The sequence below is a fragment of the Arthrobacter sp. EPSL27 genome, from assembly GCF_001512305.1.
Classification (GTDB): domain Bacteria; phylum Actinomycetota; class Actinomycetes; order Actinomycetales; family Micrococcaceae; genus Arthrobacter.
In genome coordinates this window covers 154,266-172,393 of the sequence record NZ_LNUT01000002.1, presented here as the reverse complement: position 1 = coordinate 172,393, position 18,128 = coordinate 154,266, and the positions used below count along the sequence as shown (strand labels likewise).

At 69.3% G+C, this 18,128-nt stretch carries 18 protein-coding genes; 8 read left to right on the top strand and 10 right to left on the bottom strand.

Going from position 1 to position 18,128, the window contains the following annotated elements:
- Window positions 1-2: 2 nt before the first annotated feature.
- Together AR539_RS02030 and AR539_RS02025 are read right to left on the bottom strand one after the other, a co-directional pair.
- A complete protein-coding gene (locus tag AR539_RS02030; RefSeq protein ID WP_066432066.1) occupies window positions 3-989 on the bottom strand; it encodes an ABC transporter permease in 987 nt (328 codons plus the stop codon).
- A 362-nt stretch (window positions 990-1,351) separates the two neighbouring features.
- On the bottom strand, window positions 1,352-1,948 hold the full coding sequence (locus tag AR539_RS02025; RefSeq protein ID WP_066432064.1) for a TetR/AcrR family transcriptional regulator: 597 nt from the start codon (window positions 1,946-1,948) through the stop codon (window positions 1,352-1,354).
- 139 nt (window positions 1,949-2,087) lie between these two features.
- Between AR539_RS02025 and AR539_RS02020 the strand changes: the two genes are divergently transcribed.
- The 3 genes from AR539_RS02020 (at window position 2,088) to AR539_RS02010 (ending at window position 4,551) form a co-directional block, all read left to right on the top strand.
- Window positions 2,088-2,648 (top strand): NAD(P)H-dependent oxidoreductase, encoded by a 561-nt coding sequence (locus AR539_RS02020; protein ID WP_066432062.1) that lies wholly within the window; start codon window positions 2,088-2,090, stop codon window positions 2,646-2,648.
- Between the two features lie 129 nt (window positions 2,649-2,777).
- Window positions 2,778-4,070, top strand: coding sequence for an aminotransferase-like domain-containing protein (locus AR539_RS02015; protein WP_066432060.1), 1,293 nt, complete (start codon window positions 2,778-2,780; stop codon window positions 4,068-4,070).
- Between the two features lie 49 nt (window positions 4,071-4,119).
- Window positions 4,120-4,551, top strand: coding sequence for a universal stress protein (locus AR539_RS02010; RefSeq protein WP_066432056.1), 432 nt, complete (start codon window positions 4,120-4,122; stop codon window positions 4,549-4,551).
- 56 nt (window positions 4,552-4,607) lie between these two features.
- On the opposite strand, the gene AR539_RS02005 is transcribed toward AR539_RS02010, so the two are convergent.
- The gene (locus AR539_RS02005; protein ID WP_066432054.1) at window positions 4,608-6,206 is read right to left on the bottom strand and encodes an AMP-binding protein; all 1,599 of its coding nucleotides are present in this window, start codon (window positions 6,204-6,206) and stop codon (window positions 4,608-4,610) included.
- A gap of 234 nt (window positions 6,207-6,440) precedes the next feature.
- Between AR539_RS02005 and AR539_RS02000 the strand changes: the two genes are divergently transcribed.
- Entirely contained in the window at window positions 6,441-6,779 is a 339-nt protein-coding gene (locus AR539_RS02000; RefSeq protein ID WP_066432051.1) for a hypothetical protein, read from the top strand.
- Between the two features lie 86 nt (window positions 6,780-6,865).
- Here the strand turns inward: AR539_RS02000 and AR539_RS01995 are convergent, their stop codons facing one another.
- The 4 genes from AR539_RS01995 to hisC form a co-directional block, all read right to left on the bottom strand.
- On the bottom strand, window positions 6,866-8,449 hold the full coding sequence (locus AR539_RS01995) for a dihydrolipoamide acetyltransferase family protein (protein ID WP_066432047.1): 1,584 nt from the start codon (window positions 8,447-8,449) through the stop codon (window positions 6,866-6,868).
- A gap of 10 nt (window positions 8,450-8,459) precedes the next feature.
- Entirely contained in the window at window positions 8,460-9,440 is a 981-nt protein-coding gene (locus AR539_RS01990) for an alpha-ketoacid dehydrogenase subunit beta (RefSeq protein WP_066432046.1), read from the bottom strand.
- Window positions 9,440-10,675, bottom strand: coding sequence for a pyruvate dehydrogenase (acetyl-transferring) E1 component subunit alpha (pdhA, locus tag AR539_RS01985; RefSeq protein ID WP_066432045.1), 1,236 nt, complete (start codon window positions 10,673-10,675; stop codon window positions 9,440-9,442). The genes AR539_RS01990 and pdhA overlap by 1 nt, the downstream gene beginning before the upstream one ends.
- 148 nt (window positions 10,676-10,823) lie before the next feature.
- The gene (hisC, locus tag AR539_RS01980) at window positions 10,824-11,942 is read right to left on the bottom strand and encodes a histidinol-phosphate transaminase (protein WP_197410527.1); all 1,119 of its coding nucleotides are present in this window, start codon (window positions 11,940-11,942) and stop codon (window positions 10,824-10,826) included.
- Between the two features lie 97 nt (window positions 11,943-12,039).
- Here hisC and AR539_RS01975 point away from each other — a divergent pair, with 97 nt between their 5' ends.
- The gene (locus tag AR539_RS01975) at window positions 12,040-12,426 is read left to right on the top strand and encodes a phage holin family protein (RefSeq protein ID WP_066432043.1); all 387 of its coding nucleotides are present in this window, start codon (window positions 12,040-12,042) and stop codon (window positions 12,424-12,426) included.
- On the opposite strand, the gene AR539_RS01970 is transcribed toward AR539_RS01975, so the two are convergent.
- Both AR539_RS01970 and AR539_RS01965 read right to left on the bottom strand, forming a co-directional pair.
- Window positions 12,377-13,804: a hypothetical protein gene (locus AR539_RS01970; protein ID WP_066432041.1), complete on the bottom strand. Its 1,428-nt coding sequence runs from the start codon at window positions 13,802-13,804 to the stop codon at window positions 12,377-12,379. The two genes, AR539_RS01975 and AR539_RS01970, sit on opposite strands and share 50 nt — an antisense overlap.
- Entirely contained in the window at window positions 13,804-14,154 is a 351-nt protein-coding gene (locus AR539_RS01965) for a hypothetical protein (RefSeq protein WP_157360903.1), read from the bottom strand. The genes AR539_RS01970 and AR539_RS01965 overlap by 1 nt, the downstream gene beginning before the upstream one ends.
- Window positions 14,155-14,294: 140 nt before the next feature.
- Between AR539_RS01965 and purB the strand changes: the two genes are divergently transcribed.
- The 3 genes from purB to AR539_RS01950 all read left to right on the top strand — a co-directional run bounded on the left by purB (window position 14,295) and on the right by AR539_RS01950 (window position 16,994).
- Window positions 14,295-15,737, top strand: a complete 1,443-nt coding sequence (gene purB, locus AR539_RS01960) for an adenylosuccinate lyase (protein ID WP_066432037.1) — start codon at window positions 14,295-14,297, stop codon at window positions 15,735-15,737.
- The gene (locus tag AR539_RS01955) at window positions 15,734-16,396 is read left to right on the top strand and encodes a histidine phosphatase family protein (RefSeq protein WP_066432035.1); all 663 of its coding nucleotides are present in this window, start codon (window positions 15,734-15,736) and stop codon (window positions 16,394-16,396) included. Before purB ends, AR539_RS01955 begins: the two co-directional genes overlap by 4 nt.
- A gap of 94 nt (window positions 16,397-16,490) precedes the next feature.
- A complete protein-coding gene (locus AR539_RS01950; protein WP_066432032.1) occupies window positions 16,491-16,994 on the top strand; it encodes a GNAT family N-acetyltransferase in 504 nt (167 codons plus the stop codon).
- A gap of 6 nt (window positions 16,995-17,000) precedes the next feature.
- On the opposite strand, the gene AR539_RS01945 is transcribed toward AR539_RS01950, so the two are convergent.
- A complete protein-coding gene (locus tag AR539_RS01945) occupies window positions 17,001-18,044 on the bottom strand; it encodes an FAD-dependent monooxygenase (RefSeq protein WP_066432030.1) in 1,044 nt (347 codons plus the stop codon).
- Between the last annotated feature and the right edge of the window lie 84 nt (window positions 18,045-18,128).

Sequence of the window (18,128 nt, the reverse complement as noted above, 5' to 3'; positions counted from 1 at the left end):
GGCTACTGCACCCGCACTCTCGGGTCGACCAGCGTGGTGGCAAAGTCCGCGAGGATCGCACCGATCGCGAAGATCACGGAGCCGTAGGCGAGGGTCGCCGTCGCGGCATTGACGTCCTGCAGGGCGATCGCGTCGATGCTCCAGGAGCCGACGCCGTGCCAGGCGAAGATTTTCTCGGCGAAGAAACCGCCGGCGAAGATGGCGGGGATGGTGAAGGCGATGCTCTGCGCCACCGGGATGAAGGACACGCGCAGCGCGTGCCGGCTGATCGCCTGGTTGCGGGTGAGCCCCTTGGCCCGTGCGGTCCGGACAAAGTCGGCATTGACGTTGTCCAGCAGGTACTGGCGCTGGGCGATCTGGTAGGCGCCCCAGCCCACAATGGTGATGGCGAAGGTGGGCACGGCGTAGTGGGCCAGCATGTCGACGAACTGTGCCCAGCCGTCGCCTTCCAGCCCCGGGGTGGAGATGCCGGTGACGAAGAAGATGCGTTCGCCGACCGTTTCGTTGATGTTGATGGCGCCAAGCTGGACCAGGAAGTACGCAATCGGGGCGGGCACGATGTAGACGAGGTAGCTGTAGGAGGTGATGACCCGGTCCGAGGCCTTGTACTGCCGGGCCGCGGTGTAGACACCCAGGGCGACGCCGATGATCAGGGTCAGGATGATGGAGGCCAGGAACAGCCGGGTGGAGATCCAGACCCGGTCGCCGAACTCGGCGTTGATGAAGGCTCCGTTGGGGCTGCGCCCCCAGTCCCAGCGGGTGACGATCGCGGTGAGCCATTCGACGTAGCGTTCCCACGGGCTGAGCTCGGGGTCGAGGCCTTTGAGGCGGAAGGAGTTTGCCACCTGCTCGGGGGTGGGCCGCGGGATCCGCTCCTGTTCCAGCAGCGCCGGCTTCAGGGTGTTGACGGCCAGGAAGTACCCGGCGGTGGTGGTCAGGAAGATCATGAACGCATACGTGGCGGCACGCTTGGCGAGGTATCGGAGCATTGGGGAGGCCTAGTTCCGGATTGCCGGTGCCTGCGCGGGGCCTGCCGCTGCCGGACAGGTCTTTCCATCCCCGCCGCGCGCAGGATTATTGACAAGATTCACGACTTGATCCTTCCGTAGTCCCCGTGCGGCAGGGGGTTACCGTTGCCGATCCGGGATCTGCGCCAGCGGGTATCTGGCCCCCCGCGGGCCTGTCGGCAAGTCCTTGTGGACTATGTTGCGGGTCACATTCCAGAGGAAACTATCACATGCTTTGGCCCGCGGAATGCCCCCAAGGTGGGCATTCCGCGAGTCAGGTATCAGATCGTTATGAATAAATCAGGGGAATGGACTAGGCCGGACGGGGCGCCGCGGGCGGCGGCCTACGCTCCGCGCGCAACGCGCGAGACGAGCTCGCGCCAGGAGGCGCAGAGGCGCTCCGGGTCGATCTGGTGCACGCGGACGGCATGCAGGATCCGCTCGGGCTCGAGGACGGCGCTCAGCGAGGTGGCCATCAGCCAGGGGTCGGCCGTGACACCCGCTTGCCGCAGCAGCATCTCCAGGTGGCGGTGCCAGAGCACGGCCGCCGGCACGTCATAGCGGTTGTAGGCCGATACGTCCGCGGCCCGCGCCAGCTCGCCGAACTCCAGCACCCAGGCAATGCGCTCCACCCCAAAAGCGATCAGCCGCTCCAGCGCGGGCGCGCCCGGGCCCAGCGGGGGCGGGCCGAACATAAAGCGGCCCTGGAATTCCGCCTCGGCATCGCTCAGCAGCGCCATCATCAGGCCTGCACGGCTGCCGAAGCGCCGGAAGACCGTGCCCTTGCCGACGCCGGCCCGCTGCGCCAGGGCGCCCATGGTGAGGCCGTCCGCCCCGCATTCCTCAATGAGGTCACGGGCCGCGCGGAGCAGCAGCTCGCGGTTCCGGGCGGCGTCGCGGCGTTCAGGCTCCAGGCCCGTGCGGATGGGGATCAGGCTCACACCGCCCAGTCTAGACGCGGGGAAATGGAACGGGGGAATAGAAGCGGACCGCAGTCCGTTTACACTCCTGAAGGCTGGCAAAGCCGCCATGCACCGCCCGCCGCAGGAGCCCCTGCGGCACGACCCCCAGGAGTCCCCAATGACCAAGAACACCGTACTGACCCTCGTCGGCAGCCTGCGCACCGGCTCCACCAACGCCCAGCTCGCCGAGGCCATCCAGCTCAACGCCCCGGAGCACGTCGACGTGGTCATCCACGACAGCCTCGGCAACATCCCGTTCTACAACGAGGACATCGACGTCGAGGGCCAGGTTCCGGCCGCCGCAGCCGCCCTGCGCACCGCGGCCGAGAACGCCGACACGCTGCTCCTGGTCACCCCGGAGCACAACGGCACCGTTCCCGCCGCGCTCAAGAACGCCATCGACTGGCTGTCCCGCCCCTTCGGCGCAGGCGCCCTGAACGGCAAGCCGACCGCCGTCGTCGGCACCGCCTTTGGCCAGTTCGGCGGAGTGTGGGCCCAGGATGAGGCCCGCAAGGCCGTCGGGATCGCCGGCGCCCAGGTCCTGGAGGACGTCAAGCTGGCCGTCCCGGGCTCCATGGTCCGCTTCGCCGAGACCCACCCGAAGGACGACGCCGAGGTAGTGGAGCAGATCAAGGGCGTCTTCGACGCACTCGAAGGCTCCCGCGCAGCAGCGGCCTGACCGGCCGCCGCACACAGGTTCCCCGAACGCCCCCGCCGCTTTGCGGCGGGGGCGTTGTGCCGCGTGGCCCTTCGATCAATTGAAAACAAACGTTTCCTATGCGGCAACACGGGCTGTATTCTGGGAGATGTGACCCACGAAACACTTGATGCCGCCGCAGAAGTACTTCCGGCCGAGGCAATTGACGCAATCGAACGTGCGGCTACGTCCGCCCACCGCCACGAGGACCTGTTCTCGGAGCGCGCAGCAAATATCAAGCAGTCGGCAGTCCGCGATGTCTTCGACATCTCGATGCGCCCGGGCCTCATCTCGCTGGCCGGGGGCAGCCCGTACCTCCAGTCCCTGCCGCTGGAACGGCTCGGCCAGACCGCCGCCAGGATCATCGCCGAGCAGGGCATGACGGCCCTGCAGTATGGCGGAGGGCAGGGTACCGAGGAACTCCGCACCCAGATCTGCGAAGTGATGGCCGCGGAGGGCATCCTCGACGCCAAGCCGGAGAACGTGATCATCACGGCGGGCTCGCAGTCCGCGCAGGACGTGGCCACCAAGGTCTTCTGCAACCCGGGCGACGTGGTGCTCGTCGAGGATCCCACCTACGTCGGGGCCCTCAACACCTTCGAGGCCTACCAGGTGGAGGTCGAAACCGTACCCATGGACGGCGACGGCATCGTCCCCGACCTGCTCGAGGCCCGGATCGCCGCCCTGCAGACCGCAGGAAAGAACATCAAGTTCCTGTACACCATCCCCAGCTTCAACAACCCCTCCGGCATCACGCTGTCCGTGGAGCGCCGGCAGCAGGTCGTGGATATATGCCGCCGGGCGAATATTCTGGTGCTGGAGGACAACCCGTACGGGCTGCTCCGCTTCGACGGAAAGCCGCTGACCCCGCTCCGGGCCGACAATCCGGACGATGTGATCTACATGGGGTCCTTCTCCAAGATCTTTGCGCCCGGTCTGCGGATCGGCTGGGCACTGGTCCCGGCGCACCTCCAGCGCCGCTACTACCTGGCGTCCGAGGCCGTGACCCTGTGCCCGCCGACGCTCAACCAGATGCTGGTCTCGGCCTACCTCCGCGACTACGACTGGAAGGGCCAGATCGCGACCTACCGGGGCCTGTACAAGGAACGCTGCGACGCCATGCTGGCCGCCCTTGAGGAGTACATGCCGCCGGGCCTGGAGTGGACCCGGCCGGAGGGCGGCTTCTTCGTCTGGGTCACCCTCCCCGAGGGCGTGGACACCTACCCGCTGCTGAAGAAGGCCATCGAGGCCGGGGTGGTCTTCATCCCCGGTGCGGCGTTCACGCACTCCGATGATCCTTCGAACAAGATCCGGCTGGCGTTCAGCGCCGTCCCGCCGGAGTCCATCCGCGAGGGTGTCCGGCGGCTGGCGCCGGTCCTGCGGGAAGCCATCGACGCGCTGTAGCCTGAGTCATTGGCATGGCCAGCAGTCCGTTGATTCGAAGGAGCATTTTATGACCGGAATTATTGTTGTCGGCGTTGACGGCAGCGGGACCGCCCTGAAAGCGGCAGAGACCGCCCGTGACCTGGCGGTGTCGCTCGGAGCCACGCTGCACGTGGTCAGCGCGTTCGACAGCGACCGGACCGAGGTCTTCGGCAGCGGCAGTGACAAGTGGATTGTTTCCGATGCGGGGAACGCGGAGAAGGTTGCGCGGAGCGTCGCGGACAGCCTGCGCACGTCGTCGCTGAATGTCACCTACGCCGCCGCCCGCGGCAAGCCGGCGGAGGCCCTCGTGGCTGAGGCGACGCGGTCCGGCGCCCAACTGATCGTTGTCGGGAACCGGCGGATGCAGGGGCTGGGGCGGGTGCTGGGCAGCGTTGCCAATTCCGTGGCCCACAGCGCCCCTTGCGACGTGTACATCGCCAAGACTGACGCGGCCGACTAAAACGCATCAGACGGCACCGTCACCGGTGCGCCCCGCGGGGCGCACCGGTGACGCGTCTACCCCGCGGCCGCCCCTGCCGTCTTCAGCTTCCTCCGGAGGATCTTGCCGGAAGAGGACTTCGGCACGGCCTCCAGGAACTCCACCCGGCGGATCTTCTTGAACGGCGCCACCCGGGCCGCCACGTAGTCCATCACCGCGGCCTCGTCCAGCCGGTCGCCGTCGTCCCCGGGCTGTCGCACCACAAACGCCATCGGCACTTCCTGGCCGTCGGCGTCGGGCGTTCCGATCACTGCCGCATCCGCGATGCCGGGATGCGTCAGGAGCAGCGCCTCCAGCTCCGCGGGGGCAATCTGGTAGCCCTTGTACTTGATCAGCTCCTTGAGCCGGTCCACGATCGTGACGACGCCGTCGGCGGTCACGGTGGCGATGTCGCCGGTGTGCAGGAACCCGTCGGCGTCCAGGGTGTCCGCCGTCTCCTCGGGCCGGTTGAGGTAACCCAGCATCACGTTCGGCCCCCGGCAGAGCAGGTGGCCGGGGGCGCTGGTGCCCTCGGCCGGGACCTCGATGTCGTCCCCGGTGGCGGGATCCAGCAGCCGGCACTCCATGTTCGGGACCGTGTAGCCCACAGAGCTCACCGGAACGCCCGTGGCGTCCACCGGGATCAGGTGGGACACGGGACTCATCTCGGTCATGCCGTAGCCCTGCAGGACCCGGCAGCCGAGGCGCTCGGCAAGCCTGTTCCCCAGTTCGCCGTCGAGCGGCGCTGCTCCGGACAGGGTGGTGTGCACGGAGCTGAGGTCGTAGTCGGCCACCATCGGGTGCTTGGTCAGGGCCACTGCCACCGGCGGGGCAATGAACAGGTAGCTGCACTTGTGGTCCTGGATGATGCGCAGGAACTCGGCCAGGTCGAACTTCGGCATGGTGACGAGGCAGGCCCGCTGGCGCAGGGCGAGGTTCAGCAGCACCGTCAGGCCGTAGATGTGGAAGAACGGCAGCAGTGCCAGCAGCCGGTCCTCGGCCGACACCTGGAGCAGCCCGCGGGACTGCTCTGCGTTCGCCACGAGGTTCCGGTGGCTGAGCCGGACGCCCTTGGGCCGGCCGGTGGTCCCGGAGGAGTAGGGCAGGACGGCCACGTGGGTGGCCGGATCGAAGCTGACGTGCGGCGCCGGGGCGCCCGCGCTGAGCAGGTCCCGCAGCGAGGGATGGCCGTCGGCGCCGTCGAGGACCACCAGCCGGCCGGCCGGGATCCCGGCGTCGGCTGCGGCCTGCCGGGCAGCGGGGAGCAGGGCGGAGACGGTGAACATCCACTCCGCGCCGGCGTCGGCGAGCTGGTGGGCAACCTCGTCCGCCGTGTACAGCGAGTTGACGGTGGTGACGGTGGCTCCGGCCCGCAGCAGCCCGTGGAACACCACCGCGAAGGCCGGGATGTTGGGGCACAGGAGCGCCGCCACGCTGCCGACGCCCAGCCCTTGCGCCGCGACGGCACCGGCCACGGCGTCGATCTGCTGCACCAGCGTCCGGTAGCTGGTTTCGGCTCCGCTGGTGCCGTCGACGACGGCGGTCCGGTCCAGGTCCGCCTCCGCCAGGTCGCCAAAGAGGTAGTCGTAGAGGCTGGCATCGGGAATGTCCACATCGGGGTACGGGCTGGAAAACACGCAACATCTCCTTTGATCCGCGTCCGCCAAACCGGCGGCGGCTGGTGCCACTCTAGTGCTGCCCGCCCGTCCTGGACAGGACCGGCCTTGACGCGCGTCACCCCGCCCCGTGGGCAGCCTCACGGGGATTCCGGCCCGGCCGGCGCCTGCCCCGGCGATAAAATTGAGGTGCCCCCAACGGCGTCGGCTCCGCCATTTTCGACACCGCCATTCTCGACACCCCAGGGGACCTTGATGCTCACTCTTCAGCGCCGCCAGCTCGTAGGCCACGACATTCTGCTCGCCCGGCACGGCAACCACATCAGCACCATGCGCGTCGACCGCCAGGCCGGCCGCGTCGTCGCGTATCTCGACGACGGCTCCGTGGACAGCGCGCCCAACCTGATCACCCCCGGGCTCCCCATGCCCGCAACCGTGCGGAGCGTCCTGCGCGAGGACTGGAAGTTCTTTGCCGTGGCGACCGCCTGCACCACCGGCTTCGCCGGCGTGATGGTCGCCGCCGCCGTCGCCCTGGCCGGGCTCAGCGGAGAACCGGGCATGACGCAGCTGCTCTCTGCTTACTCCGGGACATAGGCCTACTTCGGGATCTAGGCCACTCCGGGATCTGGCCGCCGGACCGGCCGGACCCGCGCTCCGCCCTGGCCGGGCAGCATCCCGCCTCAGTCCAGGAGCAGCGCCGGCTCTTCCAGGATCGAGGCGACGTCGGCCATAAAGCGCGCCGAGAGGTCACCGTCCACCACCCGGTGGTCGAAGGACCCGCCCAGGGTGGTGATCCAGCGGGGAATCACTTCGCCGTCGAGGACCCAGGGCTTCTGCTTGATGGTGCCAAAGGCCACGATCGCGACCTCGCCGGGGTTGATGATCGGCGTGCCGGTGTCGATCCCGAGGGCGCCGATGTTGGTGACGGTCAGCGTGCCGCCCTGCATCTGCGCAGGCTGGGTCTTGCCGGCGCGGGCGGTGGTGGCCAGGTCATTCAGGGCCAGGGCCAGCTCCTTGAGCGAGAGGTCCTGGGCGTTCTTGATGTTCGGGACCATCAGGCCACGCGGCGTGGCGGCGGCGATGCCGAGGTTCATGAAGTGCTTGATATGGATCTCGGCGGTGTCGCTGCCGTCCGGGTTGTCCACCCAGGTGGCGTTGACGCTGGGGTTGCGGGCCGCGGCCCAGATGACGGCCTTGGCCAGGATCAGCAGCGGGGAGACCTTGATGCCCTCGAAGTCGCGGGAGGCCTTGAGCCGCTTGACAAACTCCATGGTCCGGCTGGCGTCGACGTCGACGAAGATGCTCACGTGCGGGGCCGCAAAAGCCGACTCCACCATGGCCCGGGCTGTGGCCTTGCGGACGCCCTTGACCGGGATCCGCTCGATCCGCTGCTCCTGCGGCCGGCCGGTCTTGCCCCAGAAGGTGTCCGCCTTGTCCACCTCGGCATCGCGCTGCGCCTGGTAGCTGACGAGGTCCTCGCGGGTCACTTCGCCGCGGGCCCCGGTGGGGGTGACGTCGGCAAGGTCAATGCCGAGGTCCCGCGCGATCTTGCGTACCGGGGGCTTGGCCAGGACCTTGCTGACCAGGCCGCTGATGGCGCCGCCGAGGGTGGGCCGCTGGTCGACGGCGGGACCGGCCGCCGGGGCGGACGGGCGGTCCGCGTGGGCGACGGCGTCCGGGCTGATCCAGATGTCGTGGGCCTCCACCGCCTCCTGCCCGGCTGCGGGCGCCGCGGCGGGGGTTGCTGCCGCAGGGCTTGCTGCCGCCGGGCTTGCTGCCGCCGTGCCAGCTGCCTCCGGCGGCCTTGCCGCCGAAGCGGCCACGCGCCGGCGGCGTTTGACGGCGTCGGCCTTGGGACCGGAGCCCACCAGGGGACCGCCGGCCGGGCGTCCGGCCGGCTCTCCGGCGTCGGAGGCTTCCTCCGCCAGATTTCCGTGCTCCAGCTTTCCGTGCTCCAGCTTTCCGTACATCGGCGCCGCCGGGGCAGCCGCAGGGGCTGCCTCGGGAGCTGTCTCTGGGCCGGCGGTGTCGCTCACGCTGATGATGGGGGTCCCGACGTCGACCGTCCGGCCCACCGGGACGAGCAGTTCGGTGACGGTTCCGGCGAACGGGGACGGCAGCTCCACGAGGGATTTGGCGGTCTCGATTTCGCACAGGACATCGTTGATGGCCACGGTGTCTCCGGGCTTGACGTTCCAGGCAACGATCTCGGCCTCGGTCAGCCCTTCGCCCACGTCCGGGAGGTTGAACTTGTGGAGAGTCATGGTGTCCTCGCTAGTAGGAGAAGGCGCGGTCCAGCGCCTCGAGGATGCGGTCGATGTCCGGGAGGTAGTCTTCCTCCACCTTGGCCACCGGGTAGGGCATGTGGAAGCCGCCGACGCGGATGACGGGGGCCTCGAGCGAGTGGAACGCCCGCTCGCTGATCCGGGCAGCGATCTCGCCGCCGATGCCGCCGAAGGTGGGGGCCTCGTGGGCCACCACCAGCCGGCCCGTCTTCGTGACGGATTCCGTGACGGTGTCGAAGTCGATCGGCGAGATGGACCGCAGGTCAATCACCTCGACGCTGTGGCCGTCCTCGGCGGCGGCGTTGGCGGCCGCCAGGGCCACCGGCACCAGCGGACCGTAAACCACCACGGTGGCGTCCGTTCCCTCGCGGAGCACGTGTGCCTTGAACGGGTCAGCGGAAGGCCCGGGGGCTGCGGTGTCCACGTCGCCCTTGAGCCAGTAGCGGCGCTTCGGTTCGAAGACGATCACAGGGTCCTGGCACTCCACGGCCTGCTGGATCATCCAGTAGGCGTCGTGCGGATTGGACGGGGTAATGATGCGCAGCCCGGCCGTGTGGGCGAACAGCGCCTCCGGGGATTCCGAGTGGTGCTCGATCGAGCCGATGCCGCCGCCGTACGGGATGCGGATGACCACCGGGACGGTCAGGTTGCCGTTGCTGCGGGAGTGCATCTTGGCCAGCTGCGTGGTGATCTGGTTGAAGCCCGGGAACACGAAGCCGTCGAACTGGATCTCGCAGATCGGGAGGTAGCCGCGCAGGGACAGGCCGATTGCGGTGCCGATGATGCCGGACTCCGCCAGCGGGGTGTCCACCACGCGGTCAGCGCCGAATTCGGCGAAGAGTCCGTCGGTGACCCGGTAGACGCCGCCGAGGGGCCCGATGTCCTCGCCCATCAGCAGTGAGCGCGGGTTGTTGGCCAGTGTGGCGCGCAGGCCCTCGTTGATGGCCTTGGCAATGGTCATGGTGGTCATCAGTTGGCCGCACCTTCTGCCTCGTCGGCGAATCCCGCACTGTATTCCTCGAACCAGGCCAGCTCCTCGGCCACCAGCGGGTGGGCCTCCACGTAGGTGTTGGCGAAGGCCGTCCGGATGTCCGGCGTCTCCAGGTCGTGGGTGGTCTTGCGGACGTAGGCGGCCAGTTCGTCGCCGTCGGCCCTGACCTGCTCGAAGAAGGCATCGTCGGCCAGCCCCTGGGCGCGCAGGTAGGTCTCCAGGCGCACCAGCGGATCCTTGGCCCGCCAGTGCTCTTCCTCGCTGGACTCCCGGTACTTCGTGGGATCGTCGGCGGTGGTATGCGCCCCCACCCGGTAGGTGAAGGCCTCGATCAGCACGGGGCCCTCGCCCCGGCGGGCGCGTTCCAGGGCCCACTCGGTGACGGCATGGACAGCGATCACGTCGTTGCCGTCCACCCGGATGCCCGGGAAGCCGTAGCCCTTGGCCCGGTTGGCCAGCGGGATACGGGTCTGCACGGCGGTGGGGACCGAGATGGCCCAGTGGTTGTTCTGGCAGAAGAACACCACCGGCGCCTTGTAGGAGGAGGCGAACACCATGGACTCGTGCACGTCGCCTTCGGAGCTGGCGCCGTCGCCGAAGTAGACCATCACGGCAGCCTGGGGCTCCGCTGCCGGCCCGGTGTTTCCCGCCGCGGCGGCGGCTGAGGCCGCCAACTTCTGGTCGCGCTGGATGCCCATCGCGTAGCCCACCGCATGCGGGGTCTGGGCGGCGAGGACCAGCGTGTACAGGTGGAAGTTGGTGTCTTTGGGGTTCCAGCCGCCGTTGGAGACGCCGCGGAACTGGCGCAGCAGCTCGGCAAGGTCCACGTTGCGGGTCAGCGCCACACCGTGCTCGCGGTAGGTGGGGAAAATGTAGTCCTGCGGCTGGCTGGCCCGGCCGGAGCCGATCTGGGCGGCCTCTTGCCCGGTGAGGGGTACCCACAGTGCCAGCTGGCCCTGCCGCTGCAGGGCTGTTGCCTCGACGTCGAACCGTCGGATTTTCGCCATGTCGGCGTAGAAGCCGCGGAGTTTGTCCGCGTCGAGCCGTTCGGCGTATTCCGAGAACACCGGATCGGAGCCGAGAGTCCCGTCCGGCGCAAGAAGCTGGACCATGGGGTCGGCAGGATCGCCCAGGCGCGCTTCGGCTTCCGCCTCGAGCCGGTCTTCAATGCCGGTTCCGTCGAACTCGGTAGAGGGCAGATGTGTGGCGCCCATACCGTCTCCTTGCCTGCCGCATCCGAATGCGCCGCGATCGCTGGGACATATGCCGGACCAGGAATACATTCCGGGTCCGGCATATGTTGGTGGCTTACTCGTCATTACTCTAGCGGCAGCAGGTCGGCCGCGGCCGTCATGTTAAGCGCTAGGAACGCTGCGGGGGTTTTGTATAGATTGCACAGAGTTCCAGGAAGCGGGTGTTGGCCTCCACTTCTCCGATGCTCACCCGCACGCCCTCGTTGGCGAATGCCCGTACGGAGAGGGCCCGCTCCGCTGCCAGGGCGGCGAATTCCGTGCTGTTGGCGCCCAGATCGAGCCAGACGAAGTTGCCCTGCGCCTCCGGAACGAACCAGCCGAGCTCCCGGAGCCCAGCCATGACCCGCTCCCGTTCGTCCACCAGGCTTTGTACCCTTTCTACAACATCGTCAAAATGCTCCAGCGATGCCACTGCGGCGGTTTCGGCGATCTGCGAGACGGCGAAGGGGGTTGCGGCGACCCGCAGGTGCTGCGTGAGCTCGGGGCGCGACACGCTGTAGCCGACCCGCAGGCCGGCGAGGCCATGGGCCTTGGAGAAGGTGCGCAGCACCACCACGTTCGGGTACTTCCGGTACATCTCGATGCCGTCGACGGCGTGCTCGTCGCGGACGAACTCCTGGTAGGCCTCATCGATGACCACCACGACATCCGCCGGTACCTGCTGGATGAAGCGCTCGGTTTCCTCGGTGGTGAGGATCGGGCCGGTGGGGTTGTTGGGCGTGCACAGGAGGATCATCCGGGTGCGCGCGCTCACCGCCTGGGCCATGGCGTCGAGGTCGTGGCGACCCTCGGCGGTCAGCGGGATCCGGACGCTCTCGGCGCCGGCCAGGCCGACGCAGATCGGGTACGCCTCGAAGGAGCGCCACGCGTAGATGACCTCGTCGGGCTTGCCGTCGTCGTTCTGCCCCGCGAACGTGGTGAGCAGCTGGTTGAGTGCGCCCAGGCTGCCGGCACCGGTGACGATGTCCTCGGCGGGCACGTCCAGGAAGCCGGCCAGCTTTTCCCGCAGCTTGCTGCTGAGCGGGTCCGGGTAGCGGTTGAAGTCGGTCTGCGCCGCGATGGCCTGCTGCACTGCAGGGATCGGCGGGAGCGGGTTTTCATTGGAGGAAAGCTTGTAGCTGGCCAGCCCCTCGACGGGGACCGGCGGTTTGCCGGCCGCGTAACGGGGAAGGAGGTCTACCACCGGGCGGGGCCTGATACCTCCGGCCGGGTTCTCTGATGAAGTCATGCCCACCAGCCTACTTCGGGTCCCGCCGCAGGAGTCCGCCCCAAGAGGGGGATATGGTCCCTGCCGCCGGCCCCCGGCCCTGTGACAGCATGGGCCCATGCGCTCATTCATCGTACGAGTCATCGTCAACGCGCTGGCCCTGGCCATCGCGTGCTGGATCCTTACCGGCCTGGATATCACCACGTCGGACAACGGCACTCTCAGCCTGATCCTGGGGTATCTCTTCATCGGCCTGGTCTTCGGCCTCGTCAATGCCTTCGTCAAGCCGATCGTCATGCTGCTGTCCCTGCCGATCACCATCCTCACCCTGGGGCTGTTTACGATTGTGATCAATGCCGGAATGCTGTACCTGACGTCCTGGATCAGCAGCTACACCACCGTCCAGTTCACCATCGACAGCTTTTTCTGGACTGCGGTCTTCGCCGCCCTGATCATCAGCGCCGTGTCCCTCGTCGCGAGCTTCCTTCCCGCCCTGGACCGCTGACCGCCGGCCCCTGCGCCGAAGCCATTCGCTGGGGCGGCAGGGGGTCCCTGCGCAAGGAGAACCGGGTCACCGTCGCTGTCCCGCCGGCGCCGACCACGGCTGCGAGCGCTGCGGTGGATGCCTCCAGCGACGGATCCCGGCTGGCGGCGACGTCGCGGGCGCCGGCGGCGTAGCGGGTCATGGCGTGGCCCGGGCCCAGGCCCGGCTCCAGCCACTCCGGCCCCGGGATGGGACCGGTCAACGTGACGGTCACGCGGTCCTTGGTGTCGGGCCCGGGCGCCCCGTCCGCACCGGGCACCCAGTCCGCTTCATGCTCCAGATGCAGGCTGCGGATGCCGCCCGCGGGCTCGATCGACCCCACCGGAGAGCCGGCGGTGAGCACGAACTTCAGCCTGTAGTCGGCCAGGAACGCCTTGTCGCGGGCCAGGTTCATCGCGTGGATGCCGCCCTGGCTGTACCCGACGGCGGCCACCTGGTCGCCCGCCTCGGCGCCGGCTTCCACCAGCGCCTGCCGTATGGCGGCGGCGGTCTCGGCCGACCCGAACCCCAGGCCCTCGGCAATGCCGCCGGCGTCAAAAGGGTTTGTGCCCTGCGGGAGCCCGTCCAGCTGCGTTCCGGGGACCACCACCACCCAGGCCCGACTGCCGGGCTCCCCCAGCCGGAGAACCTCAACGGACCCGGGGTTCGCGCCGAGGGCTTCGGCCCGCAGCAGCAGCCCCGCCGGTGAGACGTCGGCCTCCTCCACCCGGGTGTCCCTGCCGGCGATCCGGACCGGCCGGGGCCGCAGGAACTCGAGGCCGGGTGCGTCCGCCAGTCCGCGGACTGTGTCGCGCGCCCCGACGGCCGGTTCCCCGCCCGGGAGACGGCCGACGGGCAGGCCAAGGAGCAGCGCCAGCGCTGCCGGCACCGAGCCGGCCATGTCCTCCACGGTGTCGCGCAGGGTCACCGGCGGCAGGCCGAGCAGCCCCCACAGGGGTCCGTAGGCCGGGCCGGTCAGGCCTATCCGCAGGAGGAGGGTGTTCCGGGCCTCCGCGGACTGGTACTCCCGGTGGCTCGCCCGGACGTCGCTGCCGAGGCGCTCCAGCTCCGTCCGGACCCGGCGGAGGTCCCGGGCAGCCTCCCCGACGGCCGTGATCGCGGTGCTGCCGCTGGCGTAGGAGTCGTGCAGGTAGGACACCAGGGCGATGCGCACCGCTTCTGCTTCCGCTTCCACCGACTCGAGGTCCCGCACGATCCCGTCGAGGGCCGCCGCTCCGGCCAGCAGCTCCTCGAACTGGAAGCTGAGCCCGCCCACCCCGCCGCGGACCCGCAGCATCCCGTCCTCGGGCGCGGCCGGGACGGGAGCTGCCCCGGAGCTGGACGGCGCCGCTTCCGCCATCAGCCCGTCCGCCCGGCGGACAGCATCACGGCCTGGGCGTGCCTGAGCACGGCGGCGGTTGCCTCCTGCAGGGCTGTCCGGCTGCGCCGCAGGGAGGCGGCCTGGAGGGACAGCGCCGTCCGGTAGGCCCTGCCTGCCGGGGACTCCCAGGTCCCCATCTCCACGCCGGACAGCCGGGCCAGTGCGGCGTCGGCCTGGTCGGCGGAGGAAGCCACCCGGGCGGCCAGCTGCTGGACCTCGTAGCCGCGCGAGGCACAGGCCGCGGCGTCGCCCGCCCAGAGGACGCCGGCGGACGGGCTGCCATTGGTCGGGTTGCCATTGGTAGGGCTGGAGCTGATGCTGCCGCTCATACCCCCGACGCTAGGCACCGCGCGGGCCGCGCTGAAGCTCCCCGTGCTCCCATGTGGACAATCCCGGCGTTGTGGCCGGCAGCAGTCACATGGATCGGCGCACTTAAGGCCGGGCGGGACTTCGTGAAAGAATCAGGAACATGCCTGAAACTGCCGCCACAGCTGATACCCGCACGCCGTCCGGACGCCTGGCCCTTGCCGCGTCCCCGCAACAGATCGCGCTCGGCCCGCTGGACGGCCGGTACCAGTCCGCCGTCGCGCCGCTGGTCGATTACCTCTCGGAGGCCGCGCTCAACCGCGACCGGGTCGCCGTCGAGGTTGAATGGCTGATCCACCTGACCGGCAACAACGTGCTGCCCGGAGCCGGACCGCTCACCGCCGAGCAGCAGGACAAGCTGCGCGCCATCGTCACCGAGTTCGACGCCGCCTCGGTGGCCGAGCTGGCGGACATCGAAGCCGTCACGGTCCACGACGTCAAAGCCGTCGAGTACTACATCGGCAGGCGCCTGCCCGGCATCGGCATTGAGCGCCTGACCGCCATGGTGCACTTCGGCTGCACCTCCGAGGACATTAACAACCTCTCCTACGCCCTGGGCATCAAGGGCGCCGTGGAGGACGTCTGGCTCCCTGCCGCCCGCAAGCTCGTCGCGCAGATCAGCGCCATGGCGGAGGCAAACCGGGCCGTGCCCATGCTCTCCCGCACGCACGGCCAGCCGGCTACGCCCACCACCCTCGGCAAGGAACTGGCCGTGATCGCGCACCGCCTGGGCCGCCAGCTGGACCGCATCGCCCGGACCGAATACCTCGGCAAGATCAACGGCGCCACCGGCACCTACGCCGCCCACGTGGCCTCCGTCCCCGGCGCTGACTGGCAGCAGGTCTCCCAGAGCTTCGTGGAGGGCCTGGGACTCACGTGGAACCCGCTGACCACTCAGATCGAAAGCCACGACTGGCAGGCCGAGCTGTACGCCGACGTCGCGCGGTTCAACCGGATCCTGCACAACGTCTGCACGGACATCTGGAGCTACATCTCGATCGGCTATTTCGTGCAGATCCCGGTCGCCGGCGCCACCGGCTCCTCCACCATGCCGCACAAGGTCAACCCCATCCGCTTCGAAAACGCCGAGGCCAACCTGGAGATCTCCTCCGGGCTCCTGGACGTCCTGGGCTCCACCCTGGTCACCTCCCGCTGGCAGCGCGACCTCACCGATTCCTCCTCACAGCGCAACATCGGCGTCGCCTTCGGCCACTCGCTGCTCGCCATCTCCAACGTCGCGAAGGGCCTGGAGCGCCTGAAGGTGGCCGAAGACGTGCTCGCCGGGGACCTGGACACCAACTGGGAAGTCCTGGGCGAAGCCATCCAGATGGTGATGCGCGCGGAGGCGATCGCCGGCGTCGAGGGCATGGAAAACCCGTACGAGCGGCTCAAGGACCTGACCCGCGGGCAGCGCGTCGACGCGGCCAGGATGCAGGAGTTCGTCCAGAGCCTGGGCCTGTCCCCGGCCGCCGAGACCCGCCTGCTGGCGCTGACCCCCGGCACGTACACCGGCATCGCGGACAAGCTGGTGGACCACCTCGCATGAGGCTCCTGCTCATCCGCCACGGCCAGACGCCGGGCAACGTCCTTGGCCAGCTGGACACCGCGCACCCGGGCCCCGGACTGACCGAACTCGGTGAGCGGCAGGCCGCCGCGCTGGCACGGTCGCTGGCGAATGAGCAGGTCGACCTCCTCTACGCGTCCACCCTGATCCGCACGCAGATCACGGCCGCGCCGCTGGCCTCCGCGCGCAGCCTGACGGTCGAGGTGCTGGAGGGCCTGCACGAGATCGAAGCCGGCTCGCTGGAGAAGCTCACTGACAAGGAATCGCACCTCCGCTACCTCGGCACGGTGTTCGGCTGGGCGGCCGGGGAGCTGCACCGCAGGATGCCGGCCGGGCCCAGCGGGCACGACTTCTTCGAGCGCTACGACGCATCGATCGCGCGGATCGCCGCCGCCGCCGGGAACGCCGGGACGGTGGCTGTGGTCAGCCACGGGGCCGCGATCCGCGTCTGGACGGGGCTGCGGGCCGGCAACGTGGAAGCGGACTTCGCGGCACGCCACGTCCTCGCCAACACCGGGATCGTGGCGCTGGAAGGGGATCCCGACGCCGGCTGGCGGCTTATCCACTGGGACGGCAGTCCCGTGGGCGGCCTGGCGCTGGCGGATCCGACGGCGGAGGACCCCACCGGCGGCACGGCGTAGCCGAGTTCTCCGAACCCTTACGCGCAGGAAACACAGCCGAAACCGGCGCTGCCTAGCCTTAATCCGCATAACCCTTCGGCGAAGCGAGGCAGCCATGCAGACCAACCCGCGGCTCAACATCCGTCAGGTCACCTGGGCCAACCCTGTGGGCGCGGACCTCCGCGCCGCCCAGCAGGCCGAACTCGACGCCCGCTTTGGCACCAGCGACCATGAACCCGGGACCCCGCCGTCGGGAGCTGACACGGCGGTGTTCCTCGTGGCGCATGACAAGGCGTCCGGGCAGCCCGTGGGTTGCGGCGGCCTGCGCCTCCTTGATGCCAAGACCGCCGAGATCAAACGGCTCTACGTGCTCCCGTACATGCGCGGCTCCGGGGTGGCCAGTTTCATCCTCGCGGCCCTGGAGGGGCACGCCCATGCCATGGGCATCACGTCCATCACGGCGGAGGCCGGCTCGGTGCAGACGGACGGCCGGCAGTTCTACCAGAACTCCGGCTTCACGCCGGTGCCGAACTTTGGACCGTACATCGGGCTGGAACACTCCTACTGCTACGCGAAGTCCATCGACTCGCACAGCGCCGCGCACACCGCCATGGCCTGAGCTGCATCAGCGTTCGGCGGCGGCAGCGGCCCCTGGCTTGTGGGCCAGCCGCAGTATGCCGTCGCGCAGCGGCTGGCCCTTTTCCGCGAGCGCCAGCCGCGCCATGGCGGACGAAGCCACGCGCAATACCTGGCTGCGCAGCAGTCTCCGCCGGTTGTAGGACCGGAGGGCGTCCGGGAGCGGCCGGGTATTGAGGAGATCGGCGAGTGTTACCGCGTCGACCAGCGCCTCGCAGGCACCGCGCCCCAGATTCGGTGTCATGCCGTGTGCCGCATCCCCCACCAACACCGCACCGTCCCGCTGGTAGCTGCCCGGATATGGCACTGTCCAGACCCTTTGGGCCAGCGTCTGTTCCGGCGCCGCGGCCGTCAGGACACGGTCGATGGCGTCAGTGTGGCGGGAAAATCGCGCACGGGTGATGGCCAGTGCCTGGTCGACGTCGACGCCGGCGGGCCCCAGGTCCGACCGGTAGGAGGCATACCAGTAGGTCCGGCCACGGGACGCCGGCGCTATGCCGAACAATTGACCGTGCCCCCAGTACTCACCGCCTCCGCCAGGCGGGACCGTCCCGTCGATGACGCCGCGCAGCGCAAGATAGGGCGTGAGCCGGGCATTGGTGCGTCCGCCCCAGACACTCCGGCGGACAATGCTGTGCACCCCGTCGGCGCCGACCACCAGGCCCGGCAGCGGCAGCGACGCCACCGGGCCGTAGGCCCGGACCACCGCGGCGGGCAGCGCGGCGGCCAGCTGCTTGAGCAGGTCCGCGCGGGACACGCCAATGACGCCCGATGGCCGGGCCGAGAGCAGGACGTCGCCGGCCTCGTTCCGCAGTGCCATGCCGCCAAACCCTGAGCCGGCCTGCCGGATCCCGGGGAGAATACCCGCCCGAGCCAGTGCGCGCTGGGCTTCCGGCCACATGGCCAGGGACGTCTCCACCGGCGGCGGCTCCTCCCGCCGCTCGTGGACGACCACCCGAAAGCGCTCCGGGTCAAGGCATGCGGCGAGCGCCAGGCCGGCGATGCCGCCGCCGACAACCGATACATCCTCCATGGCCCGAGTCTACGGCCGGCGCCCGGTCCCTGGGCCCGACCGAACAGGGACCGCCATGTTCACACCGTGTTTGGACCCGGAGCG

Coding starts and splice junctions, on each gene's coding strand:
- AR539_RS02030 (WP_066432066.1), bottom strand. CDS start 989: ATGCTCCGATACCTCGCCAAGCGTGCCGCCACGTATGCGTTCATGATC.
- AR539_RS02020 (WP_066432062.1), top strand. CDS start 2,088: ATGACCAAGAACACCGTACTGACCCTCGTCGGCAGCCTGCGCACCGGC.
- AR539_RS02010 (WP_066432056.1), top strand. CDS start 4,120: ATGACCGGAATTATTGTTGTCGGCGTTGACGGCAGCGGGACCGCCCTG.
- AR539_RS02000 (WP_066432051.1), top strand. CDS start 6,441: ATGCTCACTCTTCAGCGCCGCCAGCTCGTAGGCCACGACATTCTGCTC.
- AR539_RS01995 (WP_066432047.1), bottom strand. CDS start 8,449: ATGACTCTCCACAAGTTCAACCTCCCGGACGTGGGCGAAGGGCTGACC.
- AR539_RS01990 (WP_066432046.1), bottom strand. CDS start 9,440: ATGACCACCATGACCATTGCCAAGGCCATCAACGAGGGCCTGCGCGCC.
- pdhA (WP_066432045.1), bottom strand. CDS start 10,675: ATGGGCGCCACACATCTGCCCTCTACCGAGTTCGACGGAACCGGCATT.
- hisC (WP_197410527.1), bottom strand. CDS start 11,942: ATGACTTCATCAGAGAACCCGGCCGGAGGTATCAGGCCCCGCCCGGTG.
- AR539_RS01975 (WP_066432043.1), top strand. CDS start 12,040: ATGCGCTCATTCATCGTACGAGTCATCGTCAACGCGCTGGCCCTGGCC.
- AR539_RS01970 (WP_066432041.1), bottom strand. CDS start 13,804: ATGGCGGAAGCGGCGCCGTCCAGCTCCGGGGCAGCTCCCGTCCCGGCC.
- AR539_RS01965 (WP_157360903.1), bottom strand. CDS start 14,154: ATGAGCGGCAGCATCAGCTCCAGCCCTACCAATGGCAACCCGACCAAT.
- purB (WP_066432037.1), top strand. CDS start 14,295: ATGCCTGAAACTGCCGCCACAGCTGATACCCGCACGCCGTCCGGACGC.
- AR539_RS01955 (WP_066432035.1), top strand. CDS start 15,734: ATGAGGCTCCTGCTCATCCGCCACGGCCAGACGCCGGGCAACGTCCTT.
- AR539_RS01950 (WP_066432032.1), top strand. CDS start 16,491: ATGCAGACCAACCCGCGGCTCAACATCCGTCAGGTCACCTGGGCCAAC.
- AR539_RS01945 (WP_066432030.1), bottom strand. CDS start 18,044: ATGGAGGATGTATCGGTTGTCGGCGGCGGCATCGCCGGCCTGGCGCTC.